Annotated in this window: 21 protein-coding genes; 17 read left to right on the top strand and 4 right to left on the bottom strand. The window is 49.8% G+C overall.

Annotation, left to right across the window (positions count from 1 at the left end):
* Nucleotides 1-108: 108 nt before the first annotated feature.
* The 15 genes from EJO50_RS14520 to grxD all read left to right on the top strand — a co-directional run bounded on the left by EJO50_RS14520 (nt 109) and on the right by grxD (nt 15,154).
* Nucleotides 109-1,395, top strand: a complete 1,287-nt coding sequence (locus EJO50_RS14520; RefSeq protein ID WP_125975348.1) for an NAD(P)/FAD-dependent oxidoreductase — start codon at nt 109-111, stop codon at nt 1,393-1,395.
* Complete coding sequence (locus tag EJO50_RS14525) at nt 1,395-2,189, top strand: DUF1365 domain-containing protein (RefSeq protein ID WP_206434405.1); 795 nt, start codon at nt 1,395-1,397, stop codon at nt 2,187-2,189. The genes EJO50_RS14520 and EJO50_RS14525 overlap by 1 nt, the downstream gene beginning before the upstream one ends.
* Nucleotides 2,186-3,388, top strand: coding sequence for an SAM-dependent methyltransferase (locus EJO50_RS14530; RefSeq protein WP_125975350.1), 1,203 nt, complete (start codon nt 2,186-2,188; stop codon nt 3,386-3,388). The genes EJO50_RS14525 and EJO50_RS14530 overlap by 4 nt, the downstream gene beginning before the upstream one ends.
* Complete coding sequence (locus EJO50_RS14535; RefSeq protein ID WP_125975352.1) at nt 3,354-3,896, top strand: chalcone isomerase family protein; 543 nt, start codon at nt 3,354-3,356, stop codon at nt 3,894-3,896. The genes EJO50_RS14530 and EJO50_RS14535 overlap by 35 nt, the downstream gene beginning before the upstream one ends.
* Nucleotides 3,893-5,116: an MFS transporter gene (locus tag EJO50_RS14540; RefSeq protein WP_233702104.1), complete on the top strand. Its 1,224-nt coding sequence runs from the start codon at nt 3,893-3,895 to the stop codon at nt 5,114-5,116. The genes EJO50_RS14535 and EJO50_RS14540 overlap by 4 nt, the downstream gene beginning before the upstream one ends.
* A 528-nt stretch (nt 5,117-5,644) precedes the next feature.
* On the top strand, nt 5,645-6,166 hold the full coding sequence (locus EJO50_RS14545) for a DUF3833 domain-containing protein (RefSeq protein WP_206434406.1): 522 nt from the start codon (nt 5,645-5,647) through the stop codon (nt 6,164-6,166).
* A 2-nt stretch (nt 6,167-6,168) separates the two neighbouring features.
* On the top strand, nt 6,169-6,942 hold the full coding sequence (locus EJO50_RS14550; RefSeq protein ID WP_125975356.1) for an SDR family NAD(P)-dependent oxidoreductase: 774 nt from the start codon (nt 6,169-6,171) through the stop codon (nt 6,940-6,942).
* Between the two features lie 39 nt (nt 6,943-6,981).
* Complete coding sequence (locus EJO50_RS14555; RefSeq protein ID WP_125975358.1) at nt 6,982-7,407, top strand: nuclear transport factor 2 family protein; 426 nt, start codon at nt 6,982-6,984, stop codon at nt 7,405-7,407.
* 214 nt (nt 7,408-7,621) lie between these two features.
* On the top strand, nt 7,622-8,275 hold the full coding sequence (locus EJO50_RS14560; protein ID WP_125975360.1) for a hypothetical protein: 654 nt from the start codon (nt 7,622-7,624) through the stop codon (nt 8,273-8,275).
* 1 nt (nt 8,276) lies between these two features.
* Nucleotides 8,277-9,047, top strand: coding sequence for a DUF2491 family protein (locus EJO50_RS14565; RefSeq protein WP_125975362.1), 771 nt, complete (start codon nt 8,277-8,279; stop codon nt 9,045-9,047).
* Between the two features lie 128 nt (nt 9,048-9,175).
* Nucleotides 9,176-9,925 carry a coiled-coil domain-containing protein gene (locus EJO50_RS14570; protein ID WP_125975364.1) on the top strand — a complete coding sequence of 250 codons (750 nt, stop codon included), beginning with the start codon at nt 9,176-9,178 and terminating at the stop codon, nt 9,923-9,925.
* 758 nt (nt 9,926-10,683) lie between these two features.
* Nucleotides 10,684-12,027, top strand: coding sequence for a magnesium transporter (gene mgtE, locus EJO50_RS14575; protein ID WP_373280535.1), 1,344 nt, complete (start codon nt 10,684-10,686; stop codon nt 12,025-12,027).
* A 410-nt stretch (nt 12,028-12,437) separates the two neighbouring features.
* On the top strand, nt 12,438-13,721 hold the full coding sequence (locus EJO50_RS14580; RefSeq protein ID WP_125975367.1) for a voltage-gated chloride channel family protein: 1,284 nt from the start codon (nt 12,438-12,440) through the stop codon (nt 13,719-13,721).
* A 187-nt stretch (nt 13,722-13,908) separates the two neighbouring features.
* On the top strand, nt 13,909-14,718 hold the full coding sequence (prmC, locus tag EJO50_RS14585) for a peptide chain release factor N(5)-glutamine methyltransferase (protein WP_125975369.1): 810 nt from the start codon (nt 13,909-13,911) through the stop codon (nt 14,716-14,718).
* A 118-nt stretch (nt 14,719-14,836) separates the two neighbouring features.
* On the top strand, nt 14,837-15,154 hold the full coding sequence (gene grxD / locus EJO50_RS14590; protein WP_125975371.1) for a Grx4 family monothiol glutaredoxin: 318 nt from the start codon (nt 14,837-14,839) through the stop codon (nt 15,152-15,154).
* 46 nt (nt 15,155-15,200) lie between these two features.
* Here grxD and EJO50_RS14595 read toward each other — a convergent pair whose 3' ends face one another.
* The 4 genes from EJO50_RS14595 to EJO50_RS14610 form a co-directional block, all read right to left on the bottom strand.
* A complete protein-coding gene (locus EJO50_RS14595) occupies nt 15,201-15,812 on the bottom strand; it encodes a glutathione S-transferase (protein ID WP_125975373.1) in 612 nt (203 codons plus the stop codon).
* 294 nt (nt 15,813-16,106) lie between these two features.
* Nucleotides 16,107-16,565 carry a threonine/serine exporter family protein gene (locus tag EJO50_RS14600; protein WP_125975375.1) on the bottom strand — a complete coding sequence of 153 codons (459 nt, stop codon included), beginning with the start codon at nt 16,563-16,565 and terminating at the stop codon, nt 16,107-16,109.
* Nucleotides 16,566-17,324 (bottom strand): threonine/serine exporter family protein, encoded by a 759-nt coding sequence (locus tag EJO50_RS14605; protein WP_164521520.1) that lies wholly within the window; start codon nt 17,322-17,324, stop codon nt 16,566-16,568.
* A 312-nt stretch (nt 17,325-17,636) separates the two neighbouring features.
* Nucleotides 17,637-18,230, bottom strand: a complete 594-nt coding sequence (locus EJO50_RS14610; RefSeq protein WP_125975379.1) for a zinc protease — start codon at nt 18,228-18,230, stop codon at nt 17,637-17,639.
* A gap of 315 nt (nt 18,231-18,545) precedes the next feature.
* On the opposite strand from EJO50_RS14610, the gene EJO50_RS14615 reads away from it, so the two are divergent.
* Together EJO50_RS14615 and treP are read left to right on the top strand one after the other, a co-directional pair.
* Complete coding sequence (locus tag EJO50_RS14615; protein WP_125975381.1) at nt 18,546-18,773, top strand: hypothetical protein; 228 nt, start codon at nt 18,546-18,548, stop codon at nt 18,771-18,773.
* Nucleotides 18,774-19,573: 800 nt separating this feature from the next.
* On the top strand, nt 19,574-21,082 hold the full coding sequence (treP, locus tag EJO50_RS14620) for a PTS system trehalose-specific EIIBC component (RefSeq protein ID WP_233702106.1): 1,509 nt from the start codon (nt 19,574-19,576) through the stop codon (nt 21,080-21,082).
* The last annotated feature ends 104 nt before the right edge of the window (nt 21,083-21,186 follow it).

The following is a 21,186-nucleotide window of genomic DNA, read 5'->3' on the forward strand; positions in this document are numbered from 1 at the left end:
GTTTAATTGTCATATTAGCTGTTGACGAGACGAATGGGTAGCTTTCTGTATCAGCTAAAACGCTTAGTAAGATCCGTCTGTTGTAAACCCTGATTAAAGGAGTCCTCCGTGGCACAGCAAGTTCCTTCTGCTCACAGACAAAAAATTGCCGTGATCGGCGCGGGTATCTCGGGTCTTGCCAGTGCGTATCTGCTCAATCGCAAGCACGATGTTTGCCTGTTTGAGGCGGGAGATTATCTTGGGGGCCACAGTAATACGGTGGATATATCCGTTAACGGCATCAGCCATCCGGTCGATACCGGTTTTTTGGTGCTAAATGATAAAACCTACCCCAATTTAGTGGCCCTGCTGGCCGAGCTAGGCGTGGCAACGTACAGCACGGATATGTCGTTTGGCGTATCGATGGATGAGGGACAGCTGGAATGGGCAGGCACCAATCTGGATGCCGTGTTTGCTCAGCGGCGCAATCTTTGCTCACCACGTTTCTGGGGCATGCTGAAAGACATTTTGCGTTTTAATAAAGCCGCTTACGTTAATTTGGCGCGGGCGGGTAATCGTGGTGAAACATTAGGTCAGTTGCTGGATGCAGGTGGCTATGGGCAGCTATTCAGGGAAGCATATTTATTGCCCATGGCTGCAGCCATCTGGTCAAGCTCACCCAAAGACATTCTGGGCTTTCCGGCGCTGACCTTTTTGCGCTTTTGCATTAATCACTCTTTATTGCAGGTGAATGGACGGCCGCAATGGCAAACCGTGCAGGGTGGCTCCCGCAGCTATGTGCAGCGTATCGCTGCCACTTTGCCGGATATCCGCCTTAATACGCCGGTGCTGGGTGTCCGCCGGGATGCAAATGGTGTGCGTGTTTTAACCGCCAGCGGCGAATCACGTTTCGATATCGTAGTCTTTGCCGGGCACGCCCCCGATACCTTAAGTATTCTGGAAGACGCAAGTCCTGCCGAGCAAAAGCTGCTGAGTGCTGTGCGCTATCAGCCCAATACTGCTTACCTGCATCTGGATGAGCGGCAATTACCTCGTAACAAAAAAGTCTGGTCTGCATGGAATTATCTGGGCGGTGCGGCGGTTGACGGGCAGCGGCCGGTTTGTGTCAGCTATTTATTAAATCAGTTACAAAACCTGCCATTTGAAAACCCGGTAGTGGTGACACTCAATCCCTTTAAAAAACCGGATTTAGTAATTGCCCAGTTTGAATACCAGCATCCGATCATGGATCAGCCTGCTATTGATGCCCAGCTGCGTTTGCCGCAGCTGCAGGGGCGCAATCGCACATGGTTTGCCGGAGCGTGGACGGGGTATGGTTTTCATGAGGACGGCCTAAAATCGGCACTGCGTGTAGCTGCCGATTTTGATGTCCTTCCTGCATGGGCGCAGCTCTGATGCGCACCGCTTATTTATTAACCGGGCAGGTGATGCACGAGCGGCTCCGGCCGGTGCAAAACCGCTTTGTTTATCCGGTGTTCTGCCTGCGGCTGAATCTGGCTTACTTGGGCGAGCTGAATAACCGCTGGTTTGGTGTTGACTGCTGGCGGCCTTTATCGATTGCCACACGTGATTACGGTGCCCGAGATGGCTCTGATCTGCAGGGCTGGATGCGCGGCCTGCTTAAAGATGCAGCCATCGAGGCCGATGGCGAAATCTGGCTGCAAACCTTTCCCAGAATCTTTGGTTATGCCTTTAACCCGGTTAATTTCTGGTTTTGCCACGATAAAAATGGCGGTTTAAGAGCAGTACTGGCCGAAGTGAACAATACCTTTGGCGAGCATCATCGCTATTTGCTACAAGCTGCTGAGGGCGGGGATATCCGGGCTGACAGTGATTTACACAGCATTAAAGCACTGCATGTTTCGCCTTTTTGCCCTGTGGAAGGGCATTACCAGTTTTGCTTTAAAAATTCGCCAGACAGCGCTTTTGTGGCGATTGATTATTTTGATCAGGAAGGCCTGCTGATTAAAACGGCGATTGCAGGCCGGCACCATTCGTTTACTCCCGCGCATTTACGGCGTGCTTTGCTGGCTCAGCCCTTTTTAACGCTGGGCGTGGTCGCCAAAATTCATTGGCAGGCGCTGCGTCTGTGGCTGAAACGCGTGCCGTTTTACCGCAAGCCTCAGCCTCCGTTACACCCTGTCAGTCATCCACTTCATTTGCGAAGTTCAAAGGAAAGCCAATCATGAGCCAAGCGCGCACCTTGTCTGATTTGTCCTCTGCAACGCCTGCCGCAGCCCGGTTATTTATCCAGGTATTGCAGCGCCTGCAATACGGGCATTTGCAGCTGATTACGCCCGATGGCAGTCACCTTACTTTCGGTGATTTACACACGCCACCCAGCGCCGTTTTGCATATCAATGACTGGCGTGCTTGTGGGCGGATTATCAAAGCGGGTGATATTGGCTTTGCAGAAAGTTTTTCAGCCGGCTGGCTGGATACGCCTGATTTAACTGCCTTGCTGCGGCTGGCTTTAAAAAACGAAGCGGTGCTGGCGCGCTTTGTCTTTGGCGGCAAGCTGGCCACGCTGTGGTACCGGCTGAAACACTGGTTGCGCCCCAATACCCGCGAGGGCAGTAAACGCAATATCCATGCGCATTACGATATCGGTAACGATTTTTATCAGCTGTGGCTGGATAAAAGCTGGACCTATTCCAGCGCTATTTTTGCCGGTGATTTCAGCCAGAGCTTAGAAAGTGCCCAAGCCGCCAAATACCAGAGAATTATCGATACGCTGGCTTTAAAAGCAGGGGATAAAGTGCTGGAAATCGGTTGTGGCTGGGGCGGTTTTGCCGAGCATGCCGCCCGCTGCGGCATTGAAGTGCACGGCATTACCATTTCAGAGGCTCAGCTGGCCGTGGCTCAAGCGCGCAATCAGGGTAATAGCGCCAGGCTTTGGCTCTGTGATTACCGCGATTTAAACGAGCAATACGATGCCATTGTGTCGATCGAGATGTTTGAAGCCGTGGGCGAGCGCTTCTGGCCCAGCTATTTTAATCAGTTGCAGCAATGCTTAAAGCCGGGGGCAAAAGCGCTGGTGCAAAGCATCACCATAGCTGATGCGCGGTTTGAAAACTACCGCGCCAATACCGATTTTATTCAGCAGTATATTTTCCCCGGCGGCATGCTGCCCAGCCCGGAGCGCTTTGTGGCCAAGGCGGCCGAAGTTGGCCTTAAAACACTCGATCAATACCATTTTGGCGCGGATTACGCCGAAACACTGCGCCGCTGGAGCCATGCTTTTAGCGCGTGTGAAGCCACTATTGCGGCGCAAGGTTTTGATGATGAATTCCGGCGTATCTGGCGGCTTTATTACGCCTATTGCGAAGCAGGCTTTGATGAGGGGCGAACCGATGTGGTGCAGTTCTTATTACAAAAAACCCGCTAGTGCGCTGTTACTGATTCTGCTGCTGGCGATGGTGAATGGGGCTTTTGCCGCCGGCTGGCGTGTAGAGCTGCCTGCTGCTACGCCGCTTGGATCGGGAGAATTCCGCTGGTTTGGTTTTAGGGTATATACAGCCCGTTTATGGAGCGAGCAGCGCCCCTTTACAGCCAGCGCGCCTTTTGCGCTGGAGCTGACTTACCACCGCAGCATCAGCCGCGAGCGTTTTGTCAGCACCAGCCTTGATGAAATCAAGCGTTTATCCGGCAAAGAATACAGCAAGGCTCAGCTGGCCCGCTGGCAGGCAGAAATGGAGCGCGCGTTTAGTGATGTAGAAAGCGGCGATCAGCTGATTGGCGTGTATCTGCCCGGTGTGGGTTGCCGTTTTTATGGCAAGAAGGGCTTGAATGCCGAAGTGGCCGATGTCGAATTCGCCAAAGCCTTTTTTGCCATCTGGCTGGATGAGCGCAGTAAAGACAGCAATCTGCGCGCGCAGCTTTTGGGGCAAAAGTGAAGCCCGCACTGGCTTATGGCCTGCTGGGCTTGCCGCTGGCAATGGCCGCACTACCCGTGTACGTGCACGCACCGGCTTATTACGCCGGTCAATTGGGAATGGCTTTGTCTACCACCGGGCTGCTGCTGTTTCTGGCCAGACTGGTGGATACCGTGCAAGACCCGTGGCTGGGGCATTTAATTGATTTAAAAGCAGGGCGCCTACGTGGCTGGATGTTTGGGGCGGGCGTGCTGCTGGCGGTTTCCTTTGCAGGTCTGTGGTTGCCGCCGGTACAAGGCAAGGCGCTGATGGTGTGGCTGGTGGTGATGCTGATTGCCATTTACACCGCACACAGCATGCTCAATATCGCTTATCTGGCCTGGGGAGCAAGGCTGGGAAATGAGGCGGCACTGCTTAATGCCGCAGCCTGGCGCGAAGGTGCCGGGCTGGTGGGGGTGGTGCTGGCCAGCATCGTGCCGGGCTATTTAATGGCGGGCCAGCAGGTGGAGCAGGGCATGGCTTGGTATGCGCTGGCATTTGCCCTCTTATTAGCTTTGGGCATAGGGGCGCTGCTTTACCGCGCCTTGCCTTGGTTGGGCGGGGGACAAAAGCAATCCTGGCGCGAGCCGCTAGCTAATCCGGCCTTCAGGCGCGTACTGCTGCCGTATTTTTTAAATGCGGTATCGGTGGCGATTCCGGCCACGCTGGCGCTGTTTTTTATTCGCGATCGTATTGAGGCCCCGCAATTATCGGGTGCGTTTTTAGCCGCCTATTTTGTGGCCGCGGCCATCGGCTTGCCGCTATGGGTAAAGCTGGCTGGAAAAATCGGCACAGCAAAAGCATGGCGCTTGGGCATGATTTTAGCGGTGCTGGCTTTTGCCGGAGCGGCTGTGCTGAGTGGCGGTGACGTGGTGGCCTATGCACTGGTGTGTATCTTGGCAGGGCTGGCGCTGGGGGCCGATTTAGCCCTGCCGCCGGTGTTACTGGCTGGGCTGATTTCACCTCAGCATTCAGCCGCCAGCTATTACGGCATCTGGACACTACTGGGCAAACTGGCCCTCGCCATCTCCGGCCTCGTCTTGCCTTTGCTGGCCTTGGGCGGCTATCAGCCGGGAGTAGCTGGGCAGGGTGGATTAAGCCTTGCGTTGACTTATGCCGCCTTGCCTTGTGCGATTAAATTACTGGCGATGTGGCGTTTAAATTTAGTGATTGGAGATGTGGAAAGGAAACCCAAGTCTTGAACCACGGAGGGTACGGAGGACGGGGAGTTTTACGGAGAAAAACAGGTTTTGAGTTAAGTCTTTTTACCTTGTTACTGATGTTACGCAGTGCTTTATCTTTTTAGTGCCTTCGGCACGCTGATTTCGGTGCGGGATTCCCCCGCGTGGGACTCCCTTTCTTGAACGGCCAAGAAAGGAAGCAAAGAAGGCCGCCCCGAACAGCACGAAAGCCCCTCACTGCGGATAATCGGCTCGGCGAAAAAGGCTGCTCGCTCGCTGCCTCGCTACCCCTTTTCCGAAACCCCGCGCCGCTTATTCCTCGCTTCGGCGTGCTTCAGGGGAGGATTGAAGCCCCGTGCCAAGATCGAGATATAAATCCAGATTTTTAAGGTTTGAAAATTCTTAAAATCTAATTGAAAAAATTTAAGTAAAACCCTGATTTCTCCGTGAAACTCCATGTTCTCTGTGGCCTCCGTGTTTCAAGATTTGGGTTTTGCTGCGTAAGGTCAGTGAGTCATCCGCCCGCAACGATTTAAAAGGATCCACATTATGAAAGCCCTGTTAATTATGTTTTGTCTGCTGCTTGGCGCTTGCGCTGGGCCGGATGTGAGTCATTACCAGCAGCAACAGCCTGCCTTAGATTTAGTGCGGTTTTTTAGTGGCCAGACAGAAGCATGGGGCACGTTTCAAAAGCGGGATGGCGAAGTGGTCAAGCGCTTTCATGTGCTGCTAACCGGCACTCAGCAGGGGGATCGCTTTGTACTGGATGAAGACTTCACTTATAGCGATGGCAGCAAGCAAAAACGCGTTTGGACTTTACGCCAGCAAGCGAATGGCCAGTGGTCCGGCACTGCGGACGATATAAAAGGCGAAGCGCTGGGGGTGATTGCCGGTAATGCGCTGAACTGGAAATACACCATGCTGCTGCCGGTCGATGGCTCGGTTTATGAAGTGCAGTTTGATGACTGGATGTTTCTAATTGACCAGAACACCATGATAAATCGCGCCAGCATGAGCAAATTTGGCTGGCAGCTGGGCGAAGTCACGCTGTTTTTCCGCAAAAAGGATTAGCCGTGTTTGCCAGCCTTAATCCGCAAATCCGGCAATGGCGCTCGCAGCGCGTGTGGCTGATTGGCGCTTCCAGCGGCATTGGTGCGGCGCTGGCCCGTGATTTAATCGGCAAAGGCGCACGCGTAGCAATCAGCTCGCGCAGCGAAAGCCGGCTGCTGCAAGTGGCTGCGGCGAGTGAGCAGGTGCAGATTATCCCCTTTGATGTGGCCGATGCAGCCGCCTGGCCCGGCGCTTTTCAGCAGATACAAAACGCATGGGGCGGGGTAGATCTGGTGGTGTTTTGCGCAGCAGATTACCGGCCTGAGCGCAGTTGGGAGGTAAAGGCCGCACAGGTAGAGCGCACGCTGGCGGTGAATTTAGCCAGCGTTTACTTTGGGCTTGAAACCATCCTGCCTGATTTACTCGCCCGGCAAGCGGGCAGCGTGGCAGTGATTGCCAGTGTGGCAGGCTATATGGGCCTGCCCAATGCTTCTGTTTACGGCCCGAGCAAGGCCGCGCTGATTAATCTTGCCGAGCTGCTCTATGCCGATCTGCATCCGCGTGGCCTTGGCGTGTATCTGATTAATCCGGGCTTTGTAAAAACGGAGCTAACAGCAAAAAATAACTTCAGCATGCCCGCTTTGCAAACACCGGAGCAAGCTGCCAGCGCTATTTTGCAGGGCATGGAGCAAGGCCGCTTTGAAATTCACTTTCCTCGCCGCTTTACGCTGGCGATGAAGTGCCTGCAAAAATTGCCCTACCGCTGGCGTTTTTCCTTGCTGCAGCGTTTGGCGTGATTTCAAATTATCAGCCCATTTAAGGATTTAAGGTAAACCATGCTGCTTGATGAAATGTTGCAGTGGTACGAGGCAATCAGCCCGCAAAATTTGGATGAGATCGAGCGTTTTTATAGTGCAGATGCTTGGTTTAAAGACCCGTTTAATGAAGTATGCGGTGTGGCAGATATCCGCCGTATTTTTGCCCATATGTTTGAAACCACGCAAAAGCCACGCTTTGTGATGAAAGATCGTGTCATGCAGGGCGATATGGCGTTTATTACCTGGGATTTTTTATTTGAGCTGCAAGGCAAGGCGTACAGCGTGCACGGCGCATCGCACCTTAAATTAAACGCACAGGGCCAGGTGTGTTATCACCGGGATTATTGGGATGCAGCCGAAGAGTTATTCCAGAAGCTGCCCGTGATTGGCATGCCGGTACGCTGGCTGCGGCGGCAGTTTGCGTTAAAAAAGTCTGCTATTTAGTAGCTGTGTGCAGAATGATTTTCATAAGGCGGACAGAAAGCACAAGAATGTGAATTTTTTAATTGAGGAGTGCTCATCGTGCAGAAATAAGCGCAGGTGCTGTTATGTCAGATTGTGCAATCTTAAACATAAATAGTTTAATGCCTTACTTATATTTTTATATCAGTGTAAAAAACAGCTATATTTTTTTGCTTGGTATGAGGGTGAATTAGAAATGACCATAAAATGGATCGTGATTGCGTTTTGCACGCTGCTGGTGGGAAACACGCTGGCCGAGTCGTCGTCTAAAAGCTATCGCGGTGGATTTTCTTCTTCTCGAAGCAGTAAACCTACTCAGAGTAAGCCCGCTACGCCGCAAAATGCTGGCCGTAGTGAATCCAACACTTCTTTTGGCTCTTTCGGCCGAGCTAAAAAAACAGATGCCCAAACTGCACCTGGCCAGTCTGCATCGAACAAAAGTATGAGCCGTGCGGCTGAAAAAGATAGAGCGCTAAATACGATGAATGAGCGAGAGGCAAGAGCACGGCGATCTGCCTCCAGTATTTATCTGCCCAATTCCGATTCAAAACAGGCTCAACGCGATCCATACCGCCAGCCACCTATGGGTTATCCAGGCCGTGATGCTGATAGGAAGGGCTCTTTTGGCCAGTCTATGGCAGGCTCGGTGCTGGGTAGCATGCTGGGCAATTCAATCAGTAATTCCAGCCGCCAGCAGGCACAGAATCAATCTGCAGCTGATGAGCAGTCTTCAGGCTGGCTGGGTGTTTTTTTCTTTGGCGTTATTGTGTTTATTATTGCATTTCTAATTTTGGCTTTTTTCTTAAGAAAAAAATCGACACCACGGCGTTATTCCTTAGGGGACCGTTAAGATGGGCTGGAAAGATGTTTTTAGTTACGGATCTAAATTGCTGGGCAAAGAAGATGAGCGCCAGGATGACGGTTTGCCATTGGGAGCCAGAATTGGCAGCCTGATTACTTTACAAATGTCGCCCTTTATCCGAGCCAGTGCCAATGGCTCGGTGATTGAAGCGCCTGCTAATCTGAGTATGCTGATTCAGGCCGTGAGCCGGGTAAAGATTAATTTATCGGGCCGTTTATATCGTCTATATATTGAAACCGGCAATGATGAAATACCCGAGAAATTTGTACAGGTCTTTCAAAACCCAAATGGCGTGGTTGAAGAAATCATGTATTGCACACGGCTAACCCGTATTTTTCCTGCCAGTGCCGAAGATCAGGAAGCCTTTACTGGCGAAGCGGGCTATGGTCTGGGTTGCCAGAGCTATGCTTTGGCACGTGAGCAGTTTGTGGAATTGGGCTACGGTGAAAGCAGAATCAATGAGATTTTTGGCGGGGAAGAGCAGCTGGAATATCAGCGCGATGCGGGAGGGGCTGATACTGAATTTATTTCACCATTTACCGGTTCGGAAGTGCGGATTGATGATGCGATGGGGGTAAAGGGTTTAAGTCAGAAAATATACTTTATGCCCTATGTACGCCAGTTAGCCAGTGGCTCAGAATATCTGCTGATCAGCACAGAAGTAGTAGAAAGCGAAGATGGTGATTATTCAAAGCGCGCTATTCATGTCGATTTTATGATTGGTTTACCTTTAGAGCTGGAACGAATTACGGTGCAGTAAAGTAAGCTCCGGCTAAATGGTCATCCTCACATACCGGGGTCAGGCAATCATGTTAGATTTCTGCCTGGGCGAGAATGATAAATAGATCGGGTCATCTTAAAACCAAAATCACTTTCTAAGGAAGTAATATGTCTTCAGGTTGGAATTTAACAGCACGTTTGGTGGCAAAACATTTCAGTGCACTGGGCGACAAAATCTCTGGCGTGATTGCCAATTTTGATCCTGAAACTGCAACCGAAGCAGATCGTGATCAGCTGCGTAGCGTGTTGCAAGACTCAGCCCAGAAGCTGGCCAAGGCCAGAGCTGATTTTGCTAAAGAGCAAAAAGATGTGGTGGATTTAAAAACGCTGATTGCAACAGATGAAAAAGCATTGGAAACCTTGGCAGCCCGCCTGGCCGCAGGAACAATTTCTGAAGCTACTGTTACCGTGTTTTGCGATGAGCTGGAAGCCAATAAAGGCCGTGTGGCGCAAGAGGAGCAGGAAGCGGCCGATGCGCGTGAATTTATGACCGAGTTTGAAGAAATCGTGAAGCAGCTTTCACAGCAATTGGCTGATTTTGATGCTGCGGCCAAAAAAGCGCTGCAAACTCTGGCTGCGGCCGAAGCACAAAAAGATTTACAGGCCGCCCGCCAGGCCAGACAGGAACAATTAGCTGGTTTTAAAGGTGTGTCGAATAATTCCAATGCGTTAAGTGCATTAACGCGCCGTGCAGAGAAGGTCTCCAACGAAGCTGCCGGGATGAAAATCATTACGGATATCGCGCAAAAACCGCTGGATCAGGCGGCTGAAATTGCTGCAATCAGAAAATCGGTGACCGAAGTGGCAAGTGGAGAAACGGCGCTGCAACGACTGCAGCGTTTGTCCGGTAAAGCTTAAGGTATCTCTGAGCCAATTATTATTTCAGGCTGTTTTTGCCAAAACTCCGGTTTGAAGGGGAGTCGTAGCGATGCGTGAATGACCAAATGAAATAAATCAGATCTATGAAAAGTGAGCAGTGATGCTCACTTTTTTTATTGGGGCATTAAAGTGGAATCCGGGTTTTATAACTTTCTTTAGGTGAAAGTGAATCTGCTGCAGGTGGGTTATCCATTTTGATTTCTTTCACCGGCCTGTCAACAGCTCAACCTGGTTTTGTTTGTTTTCATATTGTTTGCCATTGGCGGCACACTGATGCCTTACTTACGCAAGTGATTTTCAGTTTGAAGTCGGCATTCTATTTTTATGTTTGGTGGTTCTCTTTTCCTTTATTTGGGTGAATGATGTACCTGGTGTCCATTGGAATAAGCCACCCATGCGCCGGGCCGGAAATCCTTGGTTTGTAATCCTGGCTTGCAGTCAGAATATCCGGCTGGAATCAGGGCAAGACGGGCACGGCAGAGTGCAGGCTTTCACGGTTATGTATTTGGTATTTTATCTTTTAAATATTCGTTTTATTTCATTACCCGCCGAGCTTTAAACCCACGTTTTGCTTGAACGTCATGGTGTGATGACGTGATAAACTCGCTCACGTCTTTTTAATTACCCTCTTTTTGGAATTCGGCATGACGATCGTCACCCGCAAACAGCAAGAAAGCCTGCAAGAAAGCTTGCAACAGGTTGTGCGCCTGTTGGACAGGCATCGCGTGGTTGAAGATATGGTGCATCGTCAGGATATGGCCAAGCATGAGCTGGTTGAGCAGCTGGTGCATAAGCAGAATCTGGTTGAATTACAAAAGAAGCTGGCGAGTTTGCACCCTGCAGACGTGGCGCACATCTTGGAGGCTTTGCCTTTATTTGATCGCTTGCTGGTTTGGGAGCTGGTGAAATCTGAGTATGACGGTGAGATCTTGCTGGAAGTATCCGATGCAGTGCGTGAGTCGCTGCTGGCGGATATGGAAAACTATGAAATTATCGCTGCGGCCGAGCATCTGGATGCCGATGAACTGGCTGATCTGGTGCCGGATTTATCCAGTGAAGTGCGTTCCGAATTATTAGGCGGGCTGGATGATGAAGAGCGGGCGCAGCTGCAATCGGCGCTCTCTTACACGGATGATGAAGTCGGCTCTCTGATGGATTTTGAAATGGTCACCATCAGAGATGATGTGACCTTGGAAGTGGTGCTGCGCTATTTACGCCGCTTTGACGAGCTGCCCAATCACACCGATAAATTATTTGTGGTCGATCACGAACAAACGCTAAAAGGCGTGCTGGCGATTAATCGTCTGCTGGTTTCTGATCCTGATTTAACCGTGCATGATGCCATGGCTACCGATGTGGTGACCTTTCACGGGCATGATGATGTCGGGGATGCGGCGCAGGCGTTTGAGCGTTATGACCTGGTATCTGCGCCGGTGGTGGATTCCAATCACAAAGTGATCGGCCGCCTGACCGTGGATATGATGGTGGACGTGATTCGTGAAGAATCTGACGCCGAAGTTTTGTCTCTGGCCGGTTTGAAAGAAGAAGATCTGTTTTCCAGCGTGTGGAAATCCGCTAAAAACCGCTGGCCCTGGCTGGCGGTTAATATCTGCACTGCTTTTATTGCCAGCCGGGTGATTGGTGCTTTTGAAGAAACCATCACCCATTTGGTGGCGCTGGCCGCCTTGATGCCGATTGTGTCGGGCATTGGCGGCAATACCGGCACGCAAACCATTACTTTGATCATTCGCGGCCTGGCTCTGGGACAAATTAATCCAAGTAATTCGGGTCGGTTAATAGGCAAGGAAGTTGGTATTGCGCTCTTGAATGGCCTGGTCTGGGGGAGTGTGCTGGGTGTAATTGCCTGGCTGCTTTATCGCCAGGTTTCGCTGGGCGTGGTAATGATGGCAGCCATGATGCTTAATTTGCTGGTTGCCGCGCTGGTGGGTATTTTAGTACCGCTTACCATGCAAAAGCTGGGACGTGATCCGGCTTATGGCTCTTCTGTATTACTGACAGCCACCACCGATTCGATGGGCTTTTTTATTTTCCTGGGGCTGGCTTCGGTATTTTTGATGTGATGTAGGGTGGGTTAATCCGGCCGAGCTTTGCAAACGAAAATCAAAAAGATCTTTTAGTACCTTTGGTACGTTGATTTTGGAGCGGTAGCCACCGCGGGGGAGTTCTTTTCTTGCTTCGCCAAGAAAAGAACCAAAAGAAGGCGACCCCACGAAACACGAAAGCCCCTGCGCTGCGGACAATCGAGGCGGCGGCGGGCGGAATTGGCTCGCTGCCTTGCTCCCTGGCCGAAACCCCGCCCCGCTTGTTCCTCGCTCCGGCGTGTTTCAAGGGGATATTTAAGCTCCATGCAAAGCGCGTGGTTATTAATGTTTTTTGCTGGTTGCCAATAAAAAAAACAATTCGGTTAACGTACATGGGCTTGCACCCGTCCTACGATTGGCGCAGCCACCGCGTTTACATCAGGAATTAAATGAGCCTTTCTAAAATTCAGGAAAAACTGACCGTATTGCTGGCTTTGCTTAAATGGCTATTTCTGGCTGTGCTGGTGGGCATGCTTGCGGGCACGGCATCTGCTTTTTTTCTGTTTGCTTTAGATTGGGCTACCTCAACACGGCTGGTTAATCCCTGGTTACTGGCGGGCTTGCCCCTGGCGGGTCTTGTGGTGGGCTGGGTTTACTGGCGCTTTGGTCAGCAGATTGAGGCAGGTAATAATCTGCTAATCGATGAGATTAATGAGCCGCAAAAAATTATCCCGCTAAGAATGGCCCCTTTGGTTTTGGGTAGTACCGTGGTTTCCCATCTGTTTGGCGCATCAGTTGGTCGTGAAGGCACGGCGGTGCAGATGGGCGCGGCGCTGGCCGATCAGCTTACCCGGCTGTTGCAATTAAAAAATGGTGATCGGCGCGTATTACTAATGGCAGGGATTAGTGCAGGTTTTGCTTCTGTTTTTGGTACCCCCCTGGCAGGCGCTATTTTCGGCCTTGAAGTGCTGGCAATTGGCCGCATGCGGGTTGATGCCATCTGGCCTTGCCTGATTGCGGCAGTTGTGGCGGATCAGGTTGGTGTTCTGTGGGGTGTGCAGCATACGCATTATCTGATCGGTGAGATTCCGGCAATTAGCCTTTGGGTATTGGTGGCGGTTTTGCTGGCCGGAGCCATTTTTGGTGTAGTGGCACGCTGCTTTGCCAATGCGTCACATTTGATTGCTGGCTGGATGAAAAAAATGATTCAATACCCGCCTCTGCGCCCTTTTGTGGGAGGGGGAGTGATTGCTTTACTGGCCTGGCTGTTGGGGGCGGAGCGTTATCTGGGTTTGGGAATTCCAACCATTATTGAATCCTTTCAGTATCCGATGGCCAATTACGATTTTGCGGCGAAATTTGCTTTTACGGTGGCCTCTTTAGGTAGTGGTTTTAAAGGCGGCGAAGTCACTCCTCTGTTTTATATTGGCGCTACTTTAGGTAATGCCCTGGCCCCTTTGTTAAATCTGCATTTTGCTTTTCTGGCGGGCTTAGGCTTTGTTGCCGTCTTTGCCGGCGCTGCTAATACTCCGATTGCTTCTACCCTGATGGCAATAGAAATGTTTGGTGCAGAGGTCGGTGTTTATGCTGCTCTGGCTTGTGTAGTTAGCTATTTATTCTCTGGGCATACCGGTATTTATTGCTCGCAACGGATCGCGCATGGCAAATATCGGGCCGGGCCTGAAGGAATCAGGCTTAGTGAATTAGCGGCTTATCGTGATTCAAAAAAATGATTTATTAACGGAAGTTATGCAGCGAAAACCCAAATATTGAAATACGGAGTTTCACGGAGAAAGCTATGTTTTTCTCTGTGGCCCTCCGTGTTCTCCTCTTTCTCTGTGGTTTAAGATTTGGGTTTTATGTTGGGGCGAAGTTTTCGCTGCTGTGTACTAATGAATAAAATGTCTTACGGAAGCCTTTATGAATTATTCAGCTTTATTGCTGCAAAGTGGTTTGGATAAGATTGATGCTCAGGTGTTATTTGGCCATTGCACCGGTAAAAATCGTGCATGGTTAATTGGCCATGGGCAGGATGAGGTCGATCCCTTGCATGCCAGCGCATTTAATCCACTGGCAGCGCGTCGCAGAGCGGGCGAGCCGGTGGCTTATATCGTGGGTACACGGGAATTTTTTGGCCGTGATTTTGTGGTCAACCCGAGCGTGCTTATCCCCAGGCCAGACACCGAGCTATTGGTCGAGCTGGCTTTAGAGCGGGCAGGAGACGGCGCCCGGGTGCTCGATCTGGGCACGGGCTCCGGTTGCATTCCGATTACCCTGAAGCTGGAGCGTCTTGATCTGGATATTAGCGCGGTTGATTTATCTCCTGCGGCTTTGATCGTTGCTCAGACCAATGCCAGCCAGCTGGAGGCCGCCATTCGTTTTTATCAATCTGACTGGTATCAGGTTTTGGGCGAGGTCCGCTTTGATGTGATCGTATCTAATCCGCCGTATATCGAGCAAAATGATCATCATTTAAGTGAAGGTGATTTACGTTTTGAACCACGCAGTGCTTTAAGTGATGAAGGGGATGGCTTGGCGCATATTCGTAGCATTATTAGTGGTGCGTGTAGCCATTTAAGCCAGCATGGCTGGCTTTTGTTCGAGCACGGCTGGGATCAGTCTGCAGCTTGCCGTGCCCTGCTGGAAGAGGCTGGTTTTTATGAAGTACAAAGCTGGCTTGATTTATCAGGCATCGAGCGGGTCACGGGTGGACGCTGGGCCGGTGCATGATGATAGCAAAATATGCCTTTACCGGGTTTGGGAATAAAATCTGATTTACTTGCCGTGATTTTTTCATAAAAGTACAATACCCGAGTAAATACATCAGGTATCACAAAGGAAACTCAAAATGAATACGCAAGATCTGATTCGCCAGCAAGTGACTGAAAACGCCGTCGTTCTTTATATGAAAGGCACACCGACTTTCCCCCAGTGTGGTTTTTCTGCTGGCGCAGTGCAGTTGCTTAAAAACTGTAGCGTATCTTTTGCTGCGGTCAATGTGCTGGCTGATGCGGATATTCGCCAGGGCATCAAAGAATATGCAAACTGGCCAACGATTCCACAGCTTTATATCAAGGGTGAGTTTGTGGGGGGCTCCGATATTATGAAAGAGCTGTTTGCCACGGGCGAGTTACAAAAAATGCTGGAAGGGATTGCAAAAGAGTAATCAGATTGATCTGTAGGGCGGTATTTATCCGCCTTACAGCTGAGTGTTAAATCATGGGCGGTGCAGTTTCAGTAAAAGACGGGCGCTCTTCCAGCTTGCTGTAGAACCTACGCAGATTTGGATGGCGTTTTTGCCAATCAAGTGCTGGCAAGCGAAAATCAAGATAGGCCAGTGTGCAGCCCAGTGCCACGTCGGCTAAAGAAAATAAATCTCCTCCCCACCATTTTTGGCCTTCCAACTCATTGGCGATATGCTCGAGGCCGCGCTCAATTTTGGCTTGCTGATGAGTAATCCATTCTGTGGATTGCAAGGGGGGAGGGCGCATTTGCTCTTGCCTGATCAGTACGGCAGCGTCGCTAATTCCGTCTGCCAAGGCTTCGCGGCGCTTGATGCTGATGGCTTGCCGGTGATCGCTGGGAATAAGTTTGCCAGCTGGCGAGCTGTGATCCAGAAAATCCACTATTACGCTGGAGTCATATAAAGTTCTGCCGTCATCGAGCAAAAGAATCGGTACTTTGCCCAGTGGATTGAGGATGCTGACGCCGCTTTCGTAAGATAAAGTATTATCCTCAATCAGCTGGTATTCAATGCGTTTTTCGGCAAGAACAATACGAACTTTACGGCCGAAGGGGCTGGTATATGAGGTAATGAGTTTCATACTGTCTCTATCATATGGAGTTAGTCGTCTGCCGGTTATGAAAGCAGATTTGTAGTTTGCATACAATGCAGATTATAAGTGCCTTTCAGGTATGGGATACCTGCCCTGCATGATGGTGCTGCAGGGCAAGCTTAGTCTTTCTTTGACTGTATGACGAGATGCCATGGGTATTTATTAAGGATCTGCTGCAGGTCCTGTTACGGTGCGTGCTAGTGAAAAGTAAAAAAGACACTTTAGTACTTGTTCTTTGTTTTGTTTGTTCTTTGTGCGGTTTTTAATAATGGGGTGGATTTTTTATTTGCTTCGTTTTGGCAGCAGCAATAAAGGTGCGGCGATGCCAAAGGCGAGCGCCAGCACGATCATGATGGCTTTTACACCGTGCACACCTGCGGTAATTAAAAGGGCCGTACCGTCTGCTTCTGTCCCCATGGTGGCGATGCCTAATAAGGCTTGCACCGATTGATACATGGATTTGCCGGGAATCATCGGAATTGCAGCGCTAATGGCGTAAATTACGCCGGGCTGATTGTGGCGGTCGGCCCAAAGCTCGGCCACGATGCCGATCAATAATGCGGCCAGCAGTGTGCCAAACACCATATCGCCATCCATGGTTAATACCAGTTTACGTACGGCATGGCCGGATATCGCCAAAATACCGCACATCCATAATGCTCTGGGCGGCACATTAAATAAGAGTGCAAAACCTAATGCGGCAGGTGCTGCCATCAGCTCGATTATCCAGGGTGTAGACATTTAGATTCCTAATATACGCAGTGCCAAGCTGATGCCAATGGCAATGCCCAGCACAATGACGGCACTCATGGTAAATCTGACAATACCATTTAAATAATTGGCATTAAGTAAATCAGATGCGCCATTAATTAAGGGCACGCCGGGAATTAAAAATAATACCGAGGCGGCCATGGCGGTATCGGGGGTGCTGGTGAAATCTCTTAATAAGCCGGTGCAAAGCAGGGCCACAAAGCTGGCCGTACTGGCAAATACGAAGGGCTTAAAGTGCTGCAATACCAGTTGAAATCGTACCGCCATTCCCAATGATGAGCCCAGAGTAGTAATTAGAATCGCTGCAGTATCACCACCAAATAAAGCTGCAAATGCACCGCAGGATAAACCCACAAATAAAGTGACTACGCTGCGCGGGTAATGGCCTTTGGCCTGGGCTATCTCATCTAATGCCAATTGGGCATCGCTGGCATTGAGCTGGTCTTTTTCCAGGGCCAATAGCCAGCTATCCAGTGAAGTTAGTAATGAAAAATTGACCCCCATATGTGGTGCCTTTCTAAAACCGGTTTCCCGCTCGTGTCCCCGCTCTATGGTGGCACCGATATTGGTGGATGAAATAATCACTTCAACTTGCATTGCGCCCAGCACTCTGGCTGTGCGCTGAATAATCAGCGAGGTGCGATGCGTGCCCGCCCCGGATTGATGGGCAAGCAGGCCTGCTTTTAAGGCCAGCGTCAGAATGTCGGTGAGTGCGTAGGTAGCTTTCATAGGTTTAATCATATGAGTAATTGTATTGAAATGATTTAGCTACGATCAATCCGGATGTAAACAGGTTGTTTTTGCCTGTGGATCCTTGTGCTAGTAAAAACACCTAGGTAGCAGCATACACAAAGGGCTTTACGGGAGGAAGGGATGGTTGTTAACGGAGTGCGGTATCAGGGAGCGATCTGCCCAATATTTTCCGGCCCAGTGCCGGGCTACCGACATTGTCTTCGAAAGGGCCAGAATAAAGGCAAGGCCCGTTGTTTTTAACGATTACCTGCCTGATCAAAACCCTTTTGAAAACGTCTTTGTGCATCGTTAGCGATGCTGATTGGTGCTAATACTGTTTGTTTTTGGAAGGAGGGAAGCATCTTTAGGGGTTGTTTTGAAGCTACCCAGTGCCTCGCTGATTTTGCTCAGATTTTGGACTGCTTTTGCATGTTGCTCAGGGTGCCCGGTTTCATCCAGAAACAGGGCATCAAAATAGGTTGAAATTAATTCGGCTTGTTGTTCCATATTAAATTCAGGCAGTGTTTTCCCTGCATCCACACCATTCAGATCATAATTGTAGGCCGTGGCCTTTGATCCATAACCCCCACGAATGGTTAAAATAAAAGCATTCCACATTACTGCATAGCCCAATTGGTATTGCCAAATGTGCACTAATTCATGAATAAACCAGATTTTATTTTTATTTCCTTCAATAGAAAAATCATCCCGATAGGCCTGTTCCGGAAAAAACATTTCCCCATTCGGGGTCATTGCCGTGTTTTTAGCGGTTGGTAAACCGAATAAGCCACCCTGATGTACTTTAACGATGCCGTAATTAATTGAGTCTTTAAAAACCAAGGCTGCCATTTTAATTTCGCCTGATGTTAAGCCACGAGTGGTTTTCGCTGTGAGGTTTTGCATGATGATGGATTTCCTTATGTCATTAAGGGGGAGCATTCATCCTGTAATGGCATCATGACTGAAAATACATCCGAATTGAGAGCCCGGCCATTGATAGTGCATAGCCATTCGGTATGACGATCACAGTGAAATTATGCTCAGGGAATAGCTCGGCGCAGCAAATAGCTTAAATTGTTCAGGTTTCAATTTTCCTGGAAGTGAGGTTTGTGGTACTAGCCATACCGAACAAGGCATCGTCATCGGCTAAAGCATGCCCACAGCAGGATCTGGCCATGATTTTTTGGTCTGGCCTGCGGGTTTGCTCATTGAGTTCAAGTGTGGACTGAGCAGCATGGTTTGGAGCAAGTCTGGATTGCCGCCCTGGCTTCAATGCCTGAAGCCAGACTTTACATCCATCTTAGTGGTGCTGGAAATGAATATCTTTTTGCAAAAAGCCCCCATTTCCTTCTGGGCTATATTTTAGCCATTCACGTGGCGTTATCCTACGCCTGCTTTTCTGCTGCGGGCCATAAGAAAAGTACTATTAGACTGCCAAAACCATAAAACGTAATTAAAAGCGACGTTGTGGAGCACTCATTTGTTAGAAAAGTTTACATAGTTATTATTAGAAATCAGCCAGTGTAAGTTTTTTGCCGGTAATTATTTAAAAGATGCACAATATTTTTTTGTAATTTGAATAATTCCGTTACGACACAGTGCATATATTGCACAGGGTGAGTTATTGCAAATGCGCTACCTATGGCGCATCGCTCTTAGTAATGGTTTCTCTTTGTTTCAAGGCCAATATCTTGAACGAAGTTCGTGACCATATCAAAGCCGCGCAGGAAGGATTATTACGATTGATAAACCAATGGTTACGAATATAAAGCACGGTGTATTTTTCCATGCCTTTCTTGATATGACACAGCCTGAAAATGGCAGTGCTATTGCTTCGTAAAGAGCATAAGTAAATGGCTCATTAGGGCAAGTTTCACCACAATTAAAAATGAATACCATGCGTAGTGCTCTTGCATCATGTTGCTTGTATCCGGCGGCTTTATTTTTTCCACTTTGCCCGGTCATGAATTGCCATTCACATAAAGATTGGTGATGCGCTGATTTCGACCCTGGCCATTATTTAGCTTCCTTTAATGTGAGCAAATATTCCGAGGTAATCTTGGTTTCAAATATCAGCCGCTCCATAGGTTGCGGGGGAGTCCTACGGCAGCGGGCTGTGGCTTATTGATCACGCTGTGCTATGAGCATGGCTTGGGAGTTTAGCGTTTATATTTAGCTGTGCTGTATTTGATCTAGCTTAAAAGTTTGTATATTTAAGTACTTAACTGGTACATACGAGTATTGACATGACTCGTCTGTACGAGTTAACTTCCGGTTCTGTGAATATTACACAAAGAGGCAGACAGATGAGCTACGACTACCGGCAGATTGCGCAGCAGATATTGGATTCAATTGGTGGGCCAGAAAATATCGAGCAGGCGGCGCATTGTATTACGCGGCTGCGCATTGCTTTAAAAGACGAGGGCAAAATCAAGCACGAGCAGCTAAAAGTGGTTGATCTGGTTAAGGGCCAGTTTAGTAATGGTGGTGTATTTCAGATTGTGATTGGCTCAGGTGACGTGGATCGGGTTTATGCGCAGCTGATTGATCTGGCCGGAAGAAATGCTGCCACCGTGGCCGATGTAAAAGGCAGCGGTGAGAACAAACTCAACCCGATACAGCGTCTGGTAAAGATTTTCTCTGATGTATTTATGCCGATCCTGCCCGCAATTATTGTCGCGGGGCTTTTGATGGGGGTAAATAATCTGTTTGGTGCCAAGGATATGTTTATCCCAGGCAAAAGCTTGCTGGATGCATATCCGGGCCTTAGCGGGCTATGGCAGCTGATTAATATGATGGCCAACACCTCCTTTGTGTTCTTGCCTGCCCTGGTCGGCTGGTCGGCGGCAAAGCGTTTTGGCGGCAGCGAAGTCCTGGGTATCGTGCTGGGATTGTTGCTGGTGCATCCGGATCTGCTCAATGCCTGGAATTACGGTAAGGCAGCAGCGGGGCTGGATGGTCAGGCGATTCCCTATTTTGATATTTTTGGTTTGTTCAAGATTGAGCGAGTGGGCTACCAGGGGCAGATCCTGCCGATTCTGGCAGCGGCCTGGGTGATGAGCCAGGTAGAAATCTGGTTGAAAGTGCGCGTACCTAATGCCATTCAACTGCTGGTGGTGCCGATTACCACTATCGTGATCAGTGGTGTGCTGGCGCTGGCCGTGATTGGGCCGGTAGCGCGTGGCCTGGGTGTACTGATTACTCAGGGCCTGGTACAGGTGTTTGAAGTCGTGCCGGTGCTGGGAGCCGCTATTTTTGGTGCACTGTACGCACCGCTGGTGATTACCGGCATGCATCACATGTTTATTGCAGTTGATTTACAGCTGATTACCAGCCACGGTGGTACTTTTATCTGGCCAATTATTGCGCTATCCAATATTGCACAGGGCAGCGCAGCGCTGGCGATGTTTTGCATTGCAAAAAGTGCTACCGAAAAAAGTATGGCATCTACTTCGGCGATCTCTGCATTCTCCGGTATCACCGAGCCTGCCATGTTCGGGGTGAATCTGCGTTTTAAATATCCTTTTTATGCGGCGTTGATTGGCTCTGCTTGTGCGTCCGTGCTGATTACTTCAAAGCATGTATTGGCTTCTGCAATTGGTGTGGGCGGCTTACCGGCATTTATCTCGATTGTGCCAGTACATATTCCGGTGTTCTTACTCGGTACTTTAGTGGCGGTTATTGTGCCCTTTACCGTGACATGGCTCTTTGCCAAGCGCGCATCGTGGAAAGGCGATGCGGTGCTAGAGGGGTAATCGGTTTGAATCGTGGGTGGATTCAGGCAGGGGGAAGGTGAGTTGGTTATTTGTTCGATGAGAGGCGCCCTACGGCGGTTTTGAATACGTGTGCCCGCAGCGCA

It is taken from the genome of Iodobacter ciconiae (assembly GCF_003952345.1).
GTDB lineage: Bacteria > Pseudomonadota > Gammaproteobacteria > Burkholderiales > Chitinibacteraceae > Iodobacter > Iodobacter ciconiae.

What these genes read in the sequence shown, in the direction of transcription:
- EJO50_RS14525 (WP_206434405.1), top strand. Translation starts at nt 1,395, where the DNA reads ATGCGCACCGCTTATTTATTAACCGGGCAGGTGATGCACGAGCGGCTC.
- EJO50_RS14530 (WP_125975350.1), top strand. Translation starts at nt 2,186, where the DNA reads ATGAGCCAAGCGCGCACCTTGTCTGATTTGTCCTCTGCAACGCCTGCC.
- EJO50_RS14535 (WP_125975352.1), top strand. Translation starts at nt 3,354, where the DNA reads ATGTGGTGCAGTTCTTATTACAAAAAACCCGCTAGTGCGCTGTTACTG.
- EJO50_RS14545 (WP_206434406.1), top strand. Translation starts at nt 5,645, where the DNA reads ATGAAAGCCCTGTTAATTATGTTTTGTCTGCTGCTTGGCGCTTGCGCT.
- EJO50_RS14555 (WP_125975358.1), top strand. Translation starts at nt 6,982, where the DNA reads ATGCTGCTTGATGAAATGTTGCAGTGGTACGAGGCAATCAGCCCGCAA.
- EJO50_RS14560 (WP_125975360.1), top strand. Translation starts at nt 7,622, where the DNA reads ATGACCATAAAATGGATCGTGATTGCGTTTTGCACGCTGCTGGTGGGA.
- EJO50_RS14565 (WP_125975362.1), top strand. Translation starts at nt 8,277, where the DNA reads ATGGGCTGGAAAGATGTTTTTAGTTACGGATCTAAATTGCTGGGCAAA.
- EJO50_RS14570 (WP_125975364.1), top strand. Translation starts at nt 9,176, where the DNA reads ATGTCTTCAGGTTGGAATTTAACAGCACGTTTGGTGGCAAAACATTTC.
- mgtE (WP_373280535.1), top strand. Translation starts at nt 10,684, where the DNA reads ATGGTGCATCGTCAGGATATGGCCAAGCATGAGCTGGTTGAGCAGCTG.
- EJO50_RS14580 (WP_125975367.1), top strand. Translation starts at nt 12,438, where the DNA reads ATGAGCCTTTCTAAAATTCAGGAAAAACTGACCGTATTGCTGGCTTTG.
- prmC (WP_125975369.1), top strand. Translation starts at nt 13,909, where the DNA reads ATGAATTATTCAGCTTTATTGCTGCAAAGTGGTTTGGATAAGATTGAT.
- grxD (WP_125975371.1), top strand. Translation starts at nt 14,837, where the DNA reads ATGAATACGCAAGATCTGATTCGCCAGCAAGTGACTGAAAACGCCGTC.
- EJO50_RS14595 (WP_125975373.1), bottom strand. Translation starts at nt 15,812, where the DNA reads ATGAAACTCATTACCTCATATACCAGCCCCTTCGGCCGTAAAGTTCGT.
- EJO50_RS14600 (WP_125975375.1), bottom strand. Translation starts at nt 16,565, where the DNA reads ATGTCTACACCCTGGATAATCGAGCTGATGGCAGCACCTGCCGCATTA.
- EJO50_RS14605 (WP_164521520.1), bottom strand. Translation starts at nt 17,324, where the DNA reads ATGAAAGCTACCTACGCACTCACCGACATTCTGACGCTGGCCTTAAAA.
- EJO50_RS14610 (WP_125975379.1), bottom strand. Translation starts at nt 18,230, where the DNA reads ATGCAAAACCTCACAGCGAAAACCACTCGTGGCTTAACATCAGGCGAA.
- treP (WP_233702106.1), top strand. Translation starts at nt 19,574, where the DNA reads ATGACTCGTCTGTACGAGTTAACTTCCGGTTCTGTGAATATTACACAA.